The sequence below is a fragment of the Stenotrophomonas rhizophila genome (assembly GCF_001704155.1).
Lineage (GTDB): Bacteria > Pseudomonadota > Gammaproteobacteria > Xanthomonadales > Xanthomonadaceae > Stenotrophomonas > Stenotrophomonas rhizophila_A.
The window spans coordinates 1134328-1149861 of record NZ_CP016294.1 but is presented as its reverse complement, the minus strand read 5'-3'; the positions used below and the strand labels follow the sequence as shown (position 1 = coordinate 1149861).

The following is a 15534-nucleotide window of genomic DNA, read 5'->3' as shown; positions in this document are numbered from 1 at the left end:
AAACGCAACGAAAAAGGGCACCCGATGGGGTGCCCTTTTTCTGTGGAGCAGCCGACTGACAGTCGGCTCTACAGCGCCCGGTTACAGGCGGCTGGCGATGGCCTGGGCGAAGCCCATGGTGTTGCCGGTGCCGCCGAGGTCGCCGGTCAGCGAGTCCTTGGCTTCCAGGGTGGCCACGATGGCCTTGCGCAGGCGCTCGGCGTTTTCAGTCTGGCCGACATGGTCCAGCATCTGCGCGGCCGCCAGCAGCAGCGCGCACGGATTGGCCTTGCCCTGGCCGGCGATGTCCGGGGCGGTGCCGTGCACGGCTTCGAAGATCGCCGCGTTCTCACCGATGTTGGCACCCGGGGCCAGGCCCAGGCCGCCGACGAGGCCGGCGCACAGGTCGGAGATGATGTCGCCGAACAGGTTGGTGGTGACGATCACGTCGAACTGCTCCGGACGCATCACCAGCTGCATGCAGCAGTTGTCGACGATCATTTCCTGGAACTCGATGTCCGGGTACTTGGCCGCCACTTCGCGCGCCACGGCCAGGAACAGGCCCGAGGTCGACTTGATGATGTTGGCCTTGTGCACGGCGGTGACCTTCTTGCGGCCGGTGCTGCGGGCCAGCTCGAAGGCGTAGCGCACGATGCGCTCGGAGCCCTTGCGGGTGATGCGGGTGCCGGAGAACGCGGTTTCACCGTCGGCCGACACTTCCTGGCCTTCGGCCAGGTAGGCGCCTTCGGTGTTCTCACGCACGGTGACCAGGTCCACGCCGTCGCCGAAGCGCGACTTGGTGTTCGGGAACGACACCGCCGGACGCACGTTGGCGTACAGGTCGAAGTGGCGACGCAGGCTGACGTTGATCGAGGTGAATCCACCACCGACCGGCGTGGTCAGCGGGCTCTTCAGGGCGATCTTGTTGCGTGCGATCGATTCCAGGGTGGAGGCCGGCATCAGGTCGCCGTGCTTTTCCAGGGCGACCAGGCCAGCGTCGGCATCTTCGTATTCAAAGCCGGTGTCCAGCTTGCCGAGCACGAACAGCGTAGCGTCCATGATCTCCGGGCCGATGCCGTCACCGCGGATGACCGTGATTTTCTGCGTCATTTGATCTGTTTCCGAACCGAGGGGGAGCGCCGTGGGTCCGGGGTCCGGAGCGTCGGCGCAAGGGAAGTTTCACCCGCAATTATGCCCCAGCCAGCCCCCGGACCCCAAATAGACCAAGGTAGCGCCGGCCGTTGGCCGGCCTACGGCGCGCCCGGGTAGCGCCCGACCGTTGGTCGGGCGGCGCCATGCATCAATGTTCGTGGACGGCCGGGGCTTCAGCGCCGCCTTCCAGCTGGTCCAGGAAGTCCACGGCCCGGCGCAGATGCGGGATCACGATCGAACCACCCACCACCAAACCGACCGAGAAGGTCTCGAAGAACTCCTCGCGGGTCACCCCGGCGTCCTTGCACTGGGCCACGTGGTAGCTGATGCAGTCGTCGCAGCGCAGCACCATCGAGGCGACCAGGCCCAGCAGCTCCTTGGTCTTCACATCCAGTGCGCCGGCCTGGTAGGTCTGGGTGTCGAGCGCGAAGAAGCGCCGCACCACCTGATTGGGCTCACCCAGGATGCGCTGGTTCATGCGCTGGCGGAACTCGGTGAACTCGGCGATCCGGTCCTTGCCGGCGTCGTCCGCAGCGCTCATGCGCCTTCCCCGTTCAGCAGCGGCTCAAGCTTTCCTTCGCGGTGCAGGGCCATCATGTCGTCGTACCCGCCCACATGGACTTCACCGACGAAGATCTGCGGCACGCTGGTGCGGCGGGTCTTGGCCATCATCTTCTCGCGCTCGACCGGGTCCAGGTCAATGCGGACCTCGGTCCAGCTCTGGCCCTTGCTCTTCAGGAAGTTCTTGGCCGCCACGCAGTACGGACAGACGGCAGTCGAATAGATGGTGATGGGCGGCGTCCCACCCGGGTTGGAAGCGACATCTTGGCTCACGGGAAACTCCACGGCAGAACGAGTGTCTGTATATGGTAGCCCTGCGCTGGATTTTCCATGTCATCACCGCAACACTGCGGATCACCCGCAGCCCCAGGAGTTCCTGTTTGCGCACTTTGCTGCTCTCTGCCGCGTTGACCCTGGCCCTGGCCGCCCCATTGGCGTCGGCCCAGGACAGCAAGCTGCCGGACATCGGCTCGTCGGCCGGTGAACTGCTGACCCCGGCGCGCCAGGCCGAGTACGGCGGGATGATGCTGCGCGAGCTGCGCAACTACGGCTTCCTGCTGGATGACCCGCTGGTGGACGACTGGCTGCAGACCATGGGCGCGCGGCTGGGCTCCAACAGCGCCCAGCCGCGCCAGTCCTATACGTTCTTCATGCTCCGGGACCGGCAGATCAACGCCTTCGCCACCCTTGGCGGCTACGTGGGGGTCAACGCCGGGCTGGTGCTGACCGCAGAACGCGAGGACGAGGTGGCCGCGGTGCTCTCCCACGAAATCGCCCACGTCACCCAGCAGCACGTGCTGCGCGGGGTGGAACGGGCACAGCGCGACCAGATCCCGATCCTGCTGGGCATGCTGGCGGCGGTGGTGGCCGCGCAGCAGGCTGGCGGCAACTCCTCCGGCGATGCCACCATGGCCGCGATCACCTCCGGCATGGGGCTGATGCAGCAACGCCAGATCAACTACACCCGCAGCAACGAATCGGAGGCCGACCGCCTGGGCATCCGCACCCTGGCCCGCAGCGGCTACGACGTGGATGCGATGGCCGGCTTCTTCGAACGCATGTCCGCCTCGATGCGCGGCAATGCCGGCGGCTATTCGGTACCGGATTTCCTGCAGACCCACCCGGTCAACACCACCCGCATCAGCGAAGCCAAGGCCCGCGCCGAGCAGATGAAGAAGGACACCGTGCTGCTCACCACCGAAGTGCCCGGCGGGGTGCGCCAGGAACGGGTGGACCCGGCCGACCCGGCGCTGTCCGACCCGCTGGTCCGGCGCACCAACCCGCTGCTGCCTTCCTCGATGCAGATCTCGGTGAATTCGCTGAGCCGGGGCGGCACTGGCCAGTTCGAGTGGGCGCGCGAGCGCCTGCGCGTGCTCAGCGCCGATACCCCGGGCGAGCTGGCCACCGAGTACCAGAACCTGCAGCGCGCACAGAAGAGCGGCCTCAACGACGCCCAGCGCTATGGGCTGGCCCTGGCACGCCTGCGCAACAGCGGTGCGGCCGAGGCCCGGCGCGACCTCACCGAACTGCTCAAGGACCACCCGGACAACCTGTGGGTGGCGTTGGCGCTGGCCGAGTCCGAGTCGCGCTCGGGCCAGCCGGCCCAGGCCAACGCCCGCTTCGACGCGCTGCTGCGCCAGCACCCCGGCAGCCGCCCGGTGGCGCTGACCTACGCCGAGATCCTGAACGAACAGGGCGGGCGCGAAGCCGGCCAGCGCGCGCAGGCGATGCTGCGCCCGCTGCTGTCGCAAAGCGGCAATGATCCGGTGTTCCAGCAGCGCTATGCCCGCGCCAGCGAGCTCGCCGGCGACACCCTGCGCGCCAGCGAGGCCTACGCCGAGGCCGCGTTCCTGAACGGGCGGCCGGAGCAGGCGTTGATGCAGCTGCAGGCGCTCAAGAAGCAGCCCGCGCTGGATTACGTGGGCCGGGCCCGGGTGGATGCGCGGATCGAGAGCATCACCCCCACCGTGCTGGAGATGCGCCGGCAGGGCATCAACGACCCGGAGCTGGAACGGCGCTGAACCGCGCCCGGATGACCGTGGGATGGCAATGCCCTCATGGCCGTCACAAACATGTCATGAAACCGTAGTCTACTGGGCTCAATCCCGGTCTGATGAGCAATACGGTGGGCACGTGCAGAAACGCATCCTGATCGTCGATGACGAACCCGCGATCCGCGAAATGGTCGCCTTTGCCCTGCGCAAGGGTGATTACGACCCGATCCACGCCGGTGACGCCCGCGAAGCGCAGACGGCCATCGCCGACCGCGTGCCGGACCTGATCCTGCTGGATTGGATGTTGCCGGGCACCAGCGGGCTGGACCTGGCCCGGCGCTGGCGCAAGGAGGCCCTCACCCGCGAGGTGCCGATCATCATGCTCACCGCGCGCGGCGAAGAGAACGACCGCGTCGGCGGGCTCGAAGCCGGGGTGGATGACTACGTGGTCAAACCGTTCTCGGCCCGAGAGCTGCTGGCCCGCATCCGCGCCGTGATGCGGCGGGCGCGCGACGACGACGAGGACGGCAGCGTGGCGGTGGGCAGCATCCGCATCGACGGTGCCGCGCACCGGGTGTTCGCCGGCGACCAGCCGGTGCCGATCGGCCCGACCGAGTACCGCCTGCTGCACTTCTTCATGACCCACCCCGAGCGCGTATACACCCGTGCCCAGTTGCTGGACCATGTGTGGGGCGGCAGCGTATATGTGGAGGAGCGCACCATCGACGTGCACATCCGCCGGCTGCGCAAGACGCTGGAACCGTTCGGCGCTGAAAACATGGTGCAGACCGTGCGCGGTGCAGGCTACCGGTTCTCGACCTCGACCTGATTTTTTCCTGGGACCGCAATGCCGCGCCACATCCGCTCCGCCTGGTTGAAAACCCTTGCCACCCTCGCCGTGCTGCTGCTTGCCGCCGGCCTGGTGGGCCTCGCCACCGGGCATGTGTGGATGTGCATCGCACTGGCCTCCATTGGTGCGCTGGCCTGGCACTACTGGCGGCTGCGCAAGGTGCTGCGCCGGCTCACCGCGCGCCAGCGCTGGGACATGAGCGGCGGCAACGGGGTCTGGAACGAACTGGACCGGCTGCTGTACCGCAACCAGCTGGAAATGCGCACGCGCAAGCGGCGCCTGCTGGACATGCTGCGCAGCTACCGCGCTGCTGCCGCCGCGTTGCCGGATGCGGTGGTGGTGGTGGACCGCAACAGCCAGCGCGTGCAGTGGTTCAACGAATCGGCCACCACGCTGCTCGGCCTGCACCATCCCGGCGACCTGGGCGAGGCCCTGGTCGCGCGCCTGCAGCCGATGCCGCTGGCGCACTGGCTGGCCGGCGGCCGCAATGCCGAACCGATCCTGGACGTGCCCTCCCCGGTCGATCCGGCGATCCGGCTCAACCTGCGCCTGATTCCCTATTCGCCCGACTACTGGCTGCTGATCGCGCGCGATGTGAGCAAGCTGCTGCGGCTGGAGCAGGTGCGCCGCGATTTCGTCGCCAACGTCTCGCATGAGCTGCGCACGCCGCTGACGGTGGTGCACGGCTACCTGGACATGATGGAGCCGGAGGATTTCCCCGGCACCGGGCCGATGCTGGAGGAAATGCGCAGGCAGTCGCAGCGCATGGCCCAGCTCGTCGAAGACCTGCTGACCCTGTCGCGACTGGAATCGCAGGAACACACCGAAGAAGAAACCGTCGCGATGGCGCCGATGCTGGCCACGCTGCGCCGCGAAGCCGAGGCGCACAGCCAGGGCCGCCACCAGATCAGCGTGATCGACAGCGCCGGGGTGGACCTGCAGGGCTCCAACAAGGAACTGCACAGCGCCTTCTCCAACCTGGTCACCAACGCGGTGCGCTACACCCCGGCCGGCGGCCGGGTCGAGGTGGAGCTGGCCCGCGAAGGCCACGGCGTCGTGCTGGCGGTACGCGATACCGGCTATGGTATTCCCGCCACCCACCTGCCGCGCCTGACCGAGCGTTTCTACCGCGTGTCCAGCAGCCGCTCGCGCGAAAGCGGTGGCACCGGGCTGGGCCTGTCGATCGTCAAGCACATCCTGGGCCTGCACCACGCGCGCCTGGAGATCCAGAGCGAGGTCGGCAAGGGCAGCGTGTTCTCGTGCCACTTCGATGCCGACCACGTGCGCGAGCGCACGGACGTGGCCACCCTTTCCTCTGCAGAAGACTCCTCCGCATGAGCACCCTCGTTCCCATCGCCATGCCGGCCGAAACCGATCCACTGCGCGACCCGGCCCTGTACATCAACCGCGAGCTGTCGCAGCTGGATTTCAACTTCCGCGTGCTGGCCCAGGCGATGGACCCGCAGGTGCCGGTACTGGAGCGGCTGCGCTTCATGTGCATCTCCTGCACCAACCTGGACGAGTTCTTCGAGATCCGCGCCGCCGCAGTCCGCCACGCGCAGGAATTCGGCCTGCCGCCGGCACCGGATGGCATGACGCCGCAGGCCATCCTCAACGCCATCCATGACCGCGCCGCGGAGCTGGTGGACCAGCAGTACCGCTGCTGGAACGACACGCTGCGCCCGGCGCTGCACGAGGCCGGCATCGACGTGCTGGGCCGGCACTCCTGGAACCACCGCCAGAAGCGCTGGCTGCGCGCCTACTTCCGCAACGAGATCATGCCGGTGCTGTCGCCGCTGGGCCTGGATCCGTCGCATCCGTTCCCGAAGATCCTCAACAAATCGCTGAACATCGTGGTGGTGCTCAAGGGCACCGATGCGTTCGGCCGCGCCGGCCACCTGGCCATCGTGCGCGCGCCGCGCTCGCTGCCGCGCATCATCCAGCTGCCGCAGACCCTCGGCGGCCCGCAGACCTTCGTGTTCCTGTCCTCGGTGCTGTCCACCTTCGTCGGCGAGCTGTTCCCGGGCATGGAAGTCCAGGGTGCGTACCAGTTCCGGGTGACCCGTAATTCCGAGCTGGTGGTGGACGAGGAAGAAGTGGAGAACCTGGCGCTGGCGCTGCGCGACGAGCTGGTCGATCGCGGCTACCGGCCGGCGGTGCGGCTGGAAATCGCCCAGGACTGTCCGCGCGACATCGTGCGTACGCTGCTGCAGAACTTCGGCCTGACCGAGAACGCGGTGTACCGCATCGACGGCCCGGTCAACCTCAACCGTGTCATCCAGCTGTACGACCTGCTGGCCCGACCGGAACTCAAGTACCCGCCGATGAGCCCGCGCACGCTGCGCGACAGCGACGGCATCTTCGAGGTGGTGGCACGCAAGGACGTGCTGCTGCACCACCCCTTCGACGCCTTCACCGCCGTGCTCGACCTGATCAAGCAGGCCGCGGTGGACCCGAACGTGCTGGCGATCAAGCAGACGCTGTACCGCACCGGCAAGGATTCGCTGATCGTCGATGCGCTGATCCAGGCCGCACGCAACGGCAAGGACGTCACCGTGGTGGTGGAGTTGCGCGCGCGCTTCGACGAGGAAGCCAACCTGGGCCTGGCCGACCGCCTGCAGGAAGCCGGCGTGCAGGTGGTGTACGGCGTGGTGGGCTACAAGACCCACGCCAAGATGCTGCTGATCGTGCGCCGCGAGGGCCGCAAGCTGCGCCGTTACGTGCACCTGGGCACCGGCAACTACCACAGCGGCACCGCGCGGGCGTACACCGACCTGAGCCTGATCACCGCCGATGCCGATATCGGCAACGACGTGCACCTGCTGTTCCAGCAGCTGTCCGGGCTGGCCCCGCGCACCCGCCTGAAGCGCCTGCTGCAGTCGCCGTTCACCCTGCACGACGGGCTGCTGCAGCGGATCGAGCGCGAGATGCACCTGGCCCAGAACGGCCGCCCGGGGCGGATCATCGCCAAGATGAATGCCCTCAACGAACCGCAGGTGGTGCGCGCGCTGTATGCCGCATCGCAGGCCGGGGTACAGATCGACCTGATCGTGCGCGGGGCGTGCACGCTGCGCCCGGGCGTACCGGGGGTCTCGGACAACATCCGGGTGCGTTCCATCGTGGGCCGTTTCCTGGAACACAGCCGCGTCTACTGGTTCGGCAACGACGGCGCGTCCGAGCTGTACTGCGCCAGCGCCGACTGGCTGGAGCGCAACCTGCTGCGCCGGGTGGAGACCTGCTTCCCGATCCTGGACCCGGAGCTGGCCCGCAAGGTCTACCGCGACGTGCTGCAGAACTACCTGGACGACAACCTCAACGCCTGGGAACTGCACGCCGACGGCGAGTACCGCAAATGCAGCCCCGGCCCCGACCAGCCCCCGCACTCGGCGCAGATGGCGTTGATGCAGGGCCTGTAAGGGCCTGCATCAACGCCATCTGTAGATCCCGACCGTTGGTCGGGATTCCTTCTGCCGGCCGGCGGCCGGCACCACGGTGAAGCCCGCATCACCGCCATCGGCTACCATTCGCAAATGCCGCATACCTCCACGACTCCGCCCGCCCTGCAGGATGGCGACCTGCTCGCCGCCGTCGACCTCGGTTCGAACAGTTTCCACATGGTCATCGCGCGCTACACGCTCGGGCAGCTACGCGTGGTCGACCGGTTGCGCGAGACCGTGCGCATGGCCGATGGCCTGGATGGCAAGGGCGGCCTGTCGGCCGATGCGCGCCAGCGCGCGCTGGAGTGCCTGGCCCGGTTCGGCCAGCGCATCCGTGGCATTCCTTCGGTACGCGTGCGCGCGTTGGCCACCAACACCGTGCGCCAGCTGCGCTCGCCGCAGGCGTTCCTGATGCCGGCCGAAACCGCGCTGGGGCATGCCATCGAAGTGGTCAGCGGGCGCGAAGAGGCCCGCCTGATCTACCTGGGCGTGGCCCATGCGCAGCCGCCCAAGCCGGACCAGCGCCGGCTGGTGATCGACATCGGCGGCGGCTCCACGGAATTCATCATCGGCCAGGGCATGCAGACCCTGGAGCGCGAAAGCCTGCAGGCCGGCTGCATCGCCAGCACCCGGCGCTTCTTCCCGGGCGGCAAGCTGAGCAAACGACGCTGGAAGGATGCGCTGACCGAGATCGGCGCCGAGTTCCAGCAGTTCGCCACCAAGTACCGCGCGCTGGGCTGGCACGAAGCGCTGGGCTCGTCGGGCACGCACAAGGCGATCAGCGAAATCTGCGCCACCATGAAGCTGAGCAAGGGCGCGATCACCGCCGAAGCGCTGCCGCAGCTGCGCGATGAGCTGCTCAAGGCCAAGCGCATCGAGGACATCAACCTGCCCGGGCTGTCGCCCGACCGCCGGCCGATCATCGCCGGCGGCATCCTGGTGCTGGAAGCCGCGTTCCAGGCGCTGGGCCTGCAGAAGCTGCTGGTCAGCAAGGCGGCGATGCGCGAAGGCATCCTGTACGACATCCTCGGCCGCGCCAGCGAGAACGACCTGCGCGACGAATCGGTGGACGCGCTGACCCTGCGCTACGGCATCGATACCGTGCAGGCCGATCGCGTGCAGCGCACCGCGCTGGACCTGTTCGCCCAGGTCGAAGGCAGCTGGAACCTGGACCCGGACGACGCGCGCATGCTCGGCTGGGCAGCGCGCCTGCACGAGCTGGGCCTGATGATCGCCCACAGCGGCTACCACGTGCATGGCAGCTACGTGCTGGAGAACTCGGACATCGCCGGCTTCTCGCGCCAGGAACAGCAGCTGTTGGCCGCGCTGGTGCGCAGCCACCGCCGCAACGTCTCCAAATCCGCGTTCGATGCCCTGCCCGAACGCCTGCTGCTGCCGGCCCGGCGCATGACCGCCCTGCTCCGGCTGGCGGTGCTGCTCAACCGTGCCCATGAAGACACCCCGGTGCCGGCGCTGGAGCTCAGCGCGGACGACAGCCGGATGTCGCTGATCCTGCCGCAGGCCTACATCGATGCCCGCCCACTGCTGCGCGCCGACCTGATCGGCGAAACCGACGGCATGGCCGGGCTCGGCGTCCAGTTCCGCCCGTTCGTGGCCTGAGCCGCGTCCGCGGCACCCGACTCGCTGCCGCTACAGACACTGCGCCACCCTACGTGACGGTGTGCGCAGATCCATGTGCTGCGTCGCAGCATCCGGATACATTGCGACATATCCAGATACATCGGACAGATTCAGCAAAACTCCACAATCCATTGATGCATAAGGAAATTTGTCTCTTTGGTTACGAAGAGGTGAATTTTTCTTGGCAAAAAGCTTTACACCGGCTTAACGACTGGGACTAAGATCGAATCACCGGCCCATTTGGGCTGGTTTTCGAGGGACGCGGGGGCACTTGGGACCCCGCCGACCTCTTTTGATTCAGTTCTGAACCAGAGAGAGAGCCAAATGACTTCACGCATCAACGTACTCGGGCAGGCGATCCGCTATGCCCTGGTCGCCGGTACCGCTGGCCTGGTGGCCGCCCCGGCCATGGCACAGGACGCGCCGAACCCCACCAACCTGGATCGCATCGAGATCACCGGTTCGCGCATCCGTACGGTGGACGTGGAAACCGCGCAGCCGGTGTTTGCGATCAGCCGCACCGACATCGAGCGCCAGGGCTTCAGCTCGGTGGCCGACATCCTGCAGAACGTGACCGCCATGGGCAGCCCGACGATCAGCCGCGCCAACGCGCTGACCGCCGGTGAGAACGCCGGCGGCACCTATATCGACATGCGCAACCTGGGCACCCAGCGCACGCTGGTGCTGGTCAATGGCAAGCGGCTTGGCATCAGCACCTCCGGCTACCAGGACGTGTCGACCCTGCCCGTCTCCGCCGTCGAGCGCATCGAAGTGCTGAAGGACGGCGCCTCGGCCATCTATGGTTCCGACGCGATGGCCGGCGTGGTCAACATCATCACCCGCGGCAATGTCACCGGCGTTACCGCCAACGTCTACCACGGGCAGTACAGCGAAGGCGACGGCGCCCGCGACCGCTTCGACGTGGTGGCCGGCTGGAGCAATGACCGCATCTCGCTGACCCTGTCGGCCGAACACGCTGAAGAGAAGGGCGTGTGGGCGCGCGACCGTGGCTTCAGCCAGTACGGCATGACCGATCGCCACCCGCTGGATTCCAGCAACTGGACCACCATCAGCCAGTACGGCCAGATCACCGGCCTGCGCGGCCCGGGCTGCACCGCCACTGCCGGCTGCGGCTACTCGCTCAACCGCGGTTCGGACCCGACTCTGCCGGGCAACTACCACCGCACCGACACGACCCCGTTCACCGGTGATGTGAGCAACGCCAACGACCAGATGCACGTGATGTATCCGCTCAAGCGCGATTCGGTGTACTTCGATGGGCGCTTTGCGATCACCGACAGCATCAACTTCCGAACCGAGCTGGGTTACAACGAGCGTGAGTCGACCCGCCAGATCGCCGGTTACCCGCTGCAGTCCAGCACCGCCGGGGTCGGCTCGATGTCGATCAACAGCTACTTCAATCCGTTCGGCAACCAGCACGGCTATGCCACGCCGACCGCGGTGGCCTGGAACCGTCGTACCTGGGAAATTCCGCGCGTTACCACCAGCAACCTGAAGACCTACCGCGCGGTGGCCTCGTTCGACGGTTCGTTCGACATCGGCGAGCGCTACTTCGACTGGGAAGCGGGCTACCAGTACAACCGCAATGAACTGGAATCGGTGGCCACCGGCAACCTGCACAAGGCGCGCGTCGCCGGCGGCGTCGGCCCGTCGTTCCTCAACGCGCAGGGCCAGGTGCAGTGCGGTACCGCCGCCGCCCCGATCTCGTTCGACGTGTGCAAGCCGTGGAACCCGCTGGTGGCGTACGGCGTGACCGCGCCGAACGGCCTGTATGGCAATGACGAGCTGCAGGCCTGGCTGTTCCCGGAAGAAACCACCAAGGGCCGCACCACCTCGAAGAACTTCTTCGCCAACATCGCCGGTTCCATCTTCACCCTGCCGGCCGGCGACCTGGGCTTCGCCTTCGGCGTTGAAAGCCGCAAGGAAGAAGGCAAGTACACCCCCGATGCGCTGGCCCAGACCGGTGCCACCACCAACCTGGCCGCCGGCCCGACCGGTGGCGACTACACCGTCAACGAAGCCTACCTGGAGCTCAACATCCCGGTGCTGGCCGACCTGCCCGGTGCGAAGGAACTGACCTTCAACGGCGCCACCCGCTTCTCGGACTACGACACCTTCGGCAACACGCTCAACAGCAAGTTCGGTTTCAAGTGGAAGCCGATCGACTCGCTGATGGTGCGCGGTACCTGGGCCGAAGGCTTCCGTTCGCCCACCATCAACGACCTGTTCGGTGGCGGTTCGGAAACCTTCGCGCAGTTCAGCGATCCGTGCGACACCGTGTTCGGCTCCTCGCGCACCAGCGCCGAAGTGCGCGCCCGCTGCTCGCGTGACATCGCCAGCGCCGCCACGTTCCGCCAGCTGCGCCAGGGCGGCACGCCGGTGACCGTGGCCACCGATGCCACCCCGGTGCCGTTCACCTCCGGCTCCAACCCGACGCTGACCCCGGAAACCTCCAAGAGCAAGACGCTGGGCCTGGTGTGGAGCCCCGGCTTCATCCAGAACTTCAACGCCTCGCTGGACTGGTGGAAGATCCGCATCGACAACACCATCATTGCCGACACCCCCACCCAGATCCTGATCGACTGCTATGAGCAGGGCATCGACGCGCGCTGCTCGCGCTTCGAACGCGATCCGGTCACCGGCATCGTGACCAACCTGAAGTTCGGCAACCGCAACGCCGGTTTCCTCGAAACCGAAGGCTACGACCTGGACCTGAACTACCGGATGGACACCGACTTCGGCAAGTTCTCGCTGAACTCGGCCACCACCTACGTGTCGAGCAACATCTACCGTTCGACCAATGACGCCAGCGTCGTGCCGACCCCCACCAACGGCATCGGCAGCGGCTTCCGCGTCCGCTCCAACCTGGTGCTGGGTTGGGACCTGGAAAACTTCGGCATGAGCTGGACCGCCCGCTACTACTCCGGGGTGAAGGAACAGTGCGCCAACATCGCGCTGTACCCGGAAGAGTGCTCGGATCCGAACCAGTACGCACCGTGGTACAAGGGCTCGCGCAACTACAACGAGCGTGGTTCGGTCACCTTCCACGACCTGCAGTTCCGCTACAACCTGCCGTGGGAAGCCACCGTGTCGGTCGGCGCCAACAACGTCTTCGACAAGCTGGGCCCGATCATGTACAGCAAGCCGAACTCGGCCTTCTCGTACTACGGCGGTTACGACATCGGTCGCTTCATCTACATGAAGTACCAGCAGCGTTTCTGATCGCCCCGCGCGGTTGATGCACGATGACCACGGCCCTTCGGGGCCGTGGTTTTTTGTGCCCGGCGCGGCGTCATGTGCCGGTCATGTCGATGTCATGTCGGCTACATCGCCAGCCCCGAGCATGCCTTCAAACCGGAGGCCCGCCATGCGCTATGCCATCGTCACTGAAACGTACCCCCCCGAAGTCAACGGCGTTGCCCTGACCGTGCAGGGGCTGGAACAGGGACTGCGCGCGGCCGGGCATGAGGTGGACCTGGTGCGCCCGCGCCAGGCCGACGACACCGATGCCGGCGGTGCGCTGCTGGTGCAGGGCGCCGGGCTGCCCCGCTACCCCGGCCTGCGCTTCGGACTGCCGGCCCCCAAGCGGCTCGCCCGGCAGTGGCAGCAGCAGCGGCCGGATGCCATCTACATCGCCACCGAGGGCCCGCTGGGCTGGTCGGCACTGCGCACCGCGCGGCGCCTGGGCATTCCGGTCGCTACCGGCTTCCACACCCGCTTCGACGAATACCTGCCCGACTACGGCGTGGCCTGGTTGCAGGCCGCCGCCCTGCGCTGGATGCGGCGCTTCCACAACCAGGCCGATGCCACCCTGGTGCCCACCCAGGAACTGCAGCAGTTCCTCGGCGACCAGGGCTTCGACCGGGTGCGCCTGCTGGCCCGCGCGGTGGACAGCAGCCAGTTCGAGCCGACGCGGCGCGACCCGGCACTGCGCGAGGAATGGGGCATCGACGGCAGCGGCTTCGCGGCGATCTACGTGGGGCGCATCGCTGCGGAAAAGAACCTGGCGCTGGCGGTGAAAGCGTTCCGCCGGCTGCAGCAGGTGCGGCCCAAGGCCCGCTTCGTGTGGGTGGGCGATGGCCCGGCCCGCGAGAAACTGGCCCATGAAAACCCGGACTTCATCTTCTGTGGGGTGCAGCGCGGCGATGCGCTGGCGCGCCATTTCGCCAGCGGCGACCTGTTCCTGTTCCCCAGCCGCAGCGAGACCTTCGGCAATGTCACGCTGGAAGCGATGGCCAGTGGCGTGACTACGGTGGCATTCGACTACGGCGCGGCCCGCGAGCACCTGCGCACCGATGAGAACGGGGTAGCGGTGGACGATGACAACGCCTTCGTCGATGCGGCCGTGCGCCTGGCCGGCAATGACGCCGAGCGCGACCGGTTGGGCCGCAATGCGGCCGCGGCGATGACGCGGCTGCATCCGCAGCAGGTCGTGGCCGAGTTCGAGGCCCTGCTTGCCGAACTGGCCAGTGCCCGGAGGTCGCATGCGGACCACGCCGCTTGATGCCCTGCGCGGGCGCGAAACCCGCTGGTGCCGGCGCGCCAACCACTATTGCCGGCACCGCCGCGTGCGCCGCGCGTTCTCGGTGGTCAGCCGCCTCGGCGACGGGGTGTTCTGGTACGCGCTGATGGGCGCACTGGTGCTGCTGGACGGCTTCGATGGCCTGCGCGCGTCGCTGCACATGGCCGCTACCGGCCTGATGGCGTTGCTGCTGTACAAAAGCCTGAAGCGCTGGACCCGGCGTCCCCGCCCCTATGCGGCCGACCTGCGCATCCGTGCCTGGGTGGCGCCGCTGGACGAATTCAGTTTCCCGTCCGGGCACACCCTGCATGCGGTGTCGTTCACGATCGTGGCGCTGGCCTATTACCCGTGGCTGGCGCCGGTGCTGGTGCCGTTCACGGCGGCGGTGGGGGTGTCGCGGGTGGTGCTGGGGCTGCATTACCCCAGCGACGTACTGGCCGCCACGGCGATTGCCACGGCGTTGGCAGGCGCCAGCCTGCAATGGTTGCCGTTGCCGGTGTGAGGGATGTCAGATTCCGCGCAGCCACCCCGGGCGTGGCTCTACGGACCTGACGATCTACAATACGGGCATGACTACGCTGTTCATCTCCGATCTGCATCTGGACCCGAGCCGTCCAGCCATCACCGACCTGTTCCTGGACTTCCTCCGCCGCGAGGCGATGCAGGCCGATGCCCTGTACATCCTGGGCGACCTGTTCGAGGCCTGGATCGGCGATGACACCCCCTCCCCCGCCGCCGATGCGGTGGCCGACGCCCTCAAGGCGGTCGCAGACGCCGGGGTGCCGGTGTACTTCATCCGCGGCAACCGCGATTTCCTGGTGGGCGAAGACTACGCCCGTCGCGCCGGCTTCCGTATCCTGCCCGACCCGAGCGTGATCGACCTGTACGGCACCCCGGTGCTGCTGCAGCACGGCGACCTGCTGTGCACCGATGACGTGGCCTACCAGCAGTTTCGCGCACAGACCCGCGACCCGGTGTTCCAGGCCCAGTTCCTGGCCCAGCCGCTGGCCGCCCGCATCGCCTTCGCGCAGAAAGCGCGCAATGCCAGCCAGGCGCGCCAGTCGGAAATGAAACAGGGCGACCGCGCCACCTTCGAGACCGTCACCGACGTGGCGCCCGATGAGGTCACCGCCACGTTCGTGCGCCACGGCGTGGACACCATGATCCATGGCCATACCCACCGCCCTGCCATCCACAGCCTGCAGGCCGGCGGCCGCGCGTGCGCGCGCATCGTGCTGGGCGACTGGTACGAACAGGGCTCGGTGCTGCGCGTCACCCCGCAGGGGTGGACGCTGGATTCATTGGCGTAAGAGCGTATCGACCAACGGTCGATACCTACCCGGTAGCACACGCAAGGAAGGGCACAGCCCTTCCCGT

12 protein-coding genes are annotated in these 15534 nt (G+C 67.3%); 9 read left to right on the top strand and 3 right to left on the bottom strand.

Annotated elements, in window-relative coordinates:
• Positions 1-81 precede the first annotated feature (81 nt).
• From BAY15_RS05095 to grxC, 3 genes are all read right to left on the bottom strand, one after another.
• On the bottom strand, positions 82-1089 hold the full coding sequence (locus BAY15_RS05095) for an isocitrate dehydrogenase (protein ID WP_068849569.1): 1008 nt from the start codon (positions 1087-1089) through the stop codon (positions 82-84).
• 190 nt (positions 1090-1279) lie between these two features.
• Positions 1280-1672, bottom strand: a complete 393-nt coding sequence (locus BAY15_RS05090; RefSeq protein WP_068849566.1) for a carboxymuconolactone decarboxylase family protein — start codon at positions 1670-1672, stop codon at positions 1280-1282.
• Entirely contained in the window at positions 1669-1965 is a 297-nt protein-coding gene (grxC, locus tag BAY15_RS05085) for a glutaredoxin 3 (protein WP_068849564.1), read from the bottom strand. Before grxC ends, BAY15_RS05090 begins: the two co-directional genes overlap by 4 nt.
• 107 nt (positions 1966-2072) lie before the next feature.
• On the opposite strand from grxC, the gene BAY15_RS05080 reads away from it, so the two are divergent.
• The 9 genes from BAY15_RS05080 to lpxH all read left to right on the top strand — a co-directional run bounded on the left by BAY15_RS05080 (position 2073) and on the right by lpxH (position 15467).
• Complete coding sequence (locus BAY15_RS05080) at positions 2073-3713, top strand: M48 family metalloprotease (RefSeq protein WP_068849563.1); 1641 nt, start codon at positions 2073-2075, stop codon at positions 3711-3713.
• Positions 3714-3825: 112 nt separating this feature from the next.
• On the top strand, positions 3826-4515 hold the full coding sequence (phoB, locus tag BAY15_RS05075) for a phosphate regulon transcriptional regulator PhoB (protein ID WP_068849561.1): 690 nt from the start codon (positions 3826-3828) through the stop codon (positions 4513-4515).
• 18 nt (positions 4516-4533) lie between these two features.
• The gene (phoR, locus tag BAY15_RS05070) at positions 4534-5874 is read left to right on the top strand and encodes a phosphate regulon sensor histidine kinase PhoR (protein WP_068849559.1); all 1341 of its coding nucleotides are present in this window, start codon (positions 4534-4536) and stop codon (positions 5872-5874) included.
• A gap of 20 nt (positions 5875-5894) precedes the next feature.
• Positions 5895-7952, top strand: coding sequence for a polyphosphate kinase 1 (gene ppk1, locus BAY15_RS05065; RefSeq protein ID WP_428999294.1), 2058 nt, complete (start codon positions 5895-5897; stop codon positions 7950-7952).
• Positions 7953-8066: 114 nt separating this feature from the next.
• Entirely contained in the window at positions 8067-9593 is a 1527-nt protein-coding gene (gene ppx, locus BAY15_RS05060) for an exopolyphosphatase (RefSeq protein WP_068849555.1), read from the top strand.
• Positions 9594-9938: 345 nt separating this feature from the next.
• Positions 9939-12857 carry a TonB-dependent receptor domain-containing protein gene (locus BAY15_RS05055; protein ID WP_068849554.1) on the top strand — a complete coding sequence of 973 codons (2919 nt, stop codon included), beginning with the start codon at positions 9939-9941 and terminating at the stop codon, positions 12855-12857.
• Positions 12858-13002: 145 nt separating this feature from the next.
• On the top strand, positions 13003-14139 hold the full coding sequence (locus tag BAY15_RS05050; RefSeq protein WP_068849552.1) for a glycosyltransferase family 4 protein: 1137 nt from the start codon (positions 13003-13005) through the stop codon (positions 14137-14139).
• Entirely contained in the window at positions 14120-14659 is a 540-nt protein-coding gene (locus tag BAY15_RS05045) for a phosphatase PAP2 family protein (RefSeq protein WP_068849550.1), read from the top strand. Before BAY15_RS05050 ends, BAY15_RS05045 begins: the two co-directional genes overlap by 20 nt.
• 67 nt (positions 14660-14726) lie before the next feature.
• Positions 14727-15467: a UDP-2,3-diacylglucosamine diphosphatase gene (gene lpxH / locus BAY15_RS05040; RefSeq protein WP_068849548.1), complete on the top strand. Its 741-nt coding sequence runs from the start codon at positions 14727-14729 to the stop codon at positions 15465-15467.
• Positions 15468-15534 lie beyond the last annotated feature (67 nt).

Coding starts and splice junctions, on each gene's coding strand:
- BAY15_RS05095 (WP_068849569.1), bottom strand. CDS start 1,089: ATGACGCAGAAAATCACGGTCATCCGCGGTGACGGCATCGGCCCGGAG.
- BAY15_RS05090 (WP_068849566.1), bottom strand. CDS start 1,672: ATGAGCGCTGCGGACGACGCCGGCAAGGACCGGATCGCCGAGTTCACC.
- phoR (WP_068849559.1), top strand. CDS start 4,534: ATGCCGCGCCACATCCGCTCCGCCTGGTTGAAAACCCTTGCCACCCTC.
- ppk1 (WP_428999294.1), top strand. CDS start 5,895: ATGCCGGCCGAAACCGATCCACTGCGCGACCCGGCCCTGTACATCAAC.
- ppx (WP_068849555.1), top strand. CDS start 8,067: ATGCCGCATACCTCCACGACTCCGCCCGCCCTGCAGGATGGCGACCTG.
- BAY15_RS05055 (WP_068849554.1), top strand. CDS start 9,939: ATGACTTCACGCATCAACGTACTCGGGCAGGCGATCCGCTATGCCCTG.
- BAY15_RS05050 (WP_068849552.1), top strand. CDS start 13,003: ATGCGCTATGCCATCGTCACTGAAACGTACCCCCCCGAAGTCAACGGC.
- BAY15_RS05045 (WP_068849550.1), top strand. CDS start 14,120: ATGCGGACCACGCCGCTTGATGCCCTGCGCGGGCGCGAAACCCGCTGG.
- lpxH (WP_068849548.1), top strand. CDS start 14,727: ATGACTACGCTGTTCATCTCCGATCTGCATCTGGACCCGAGCCGTCCA.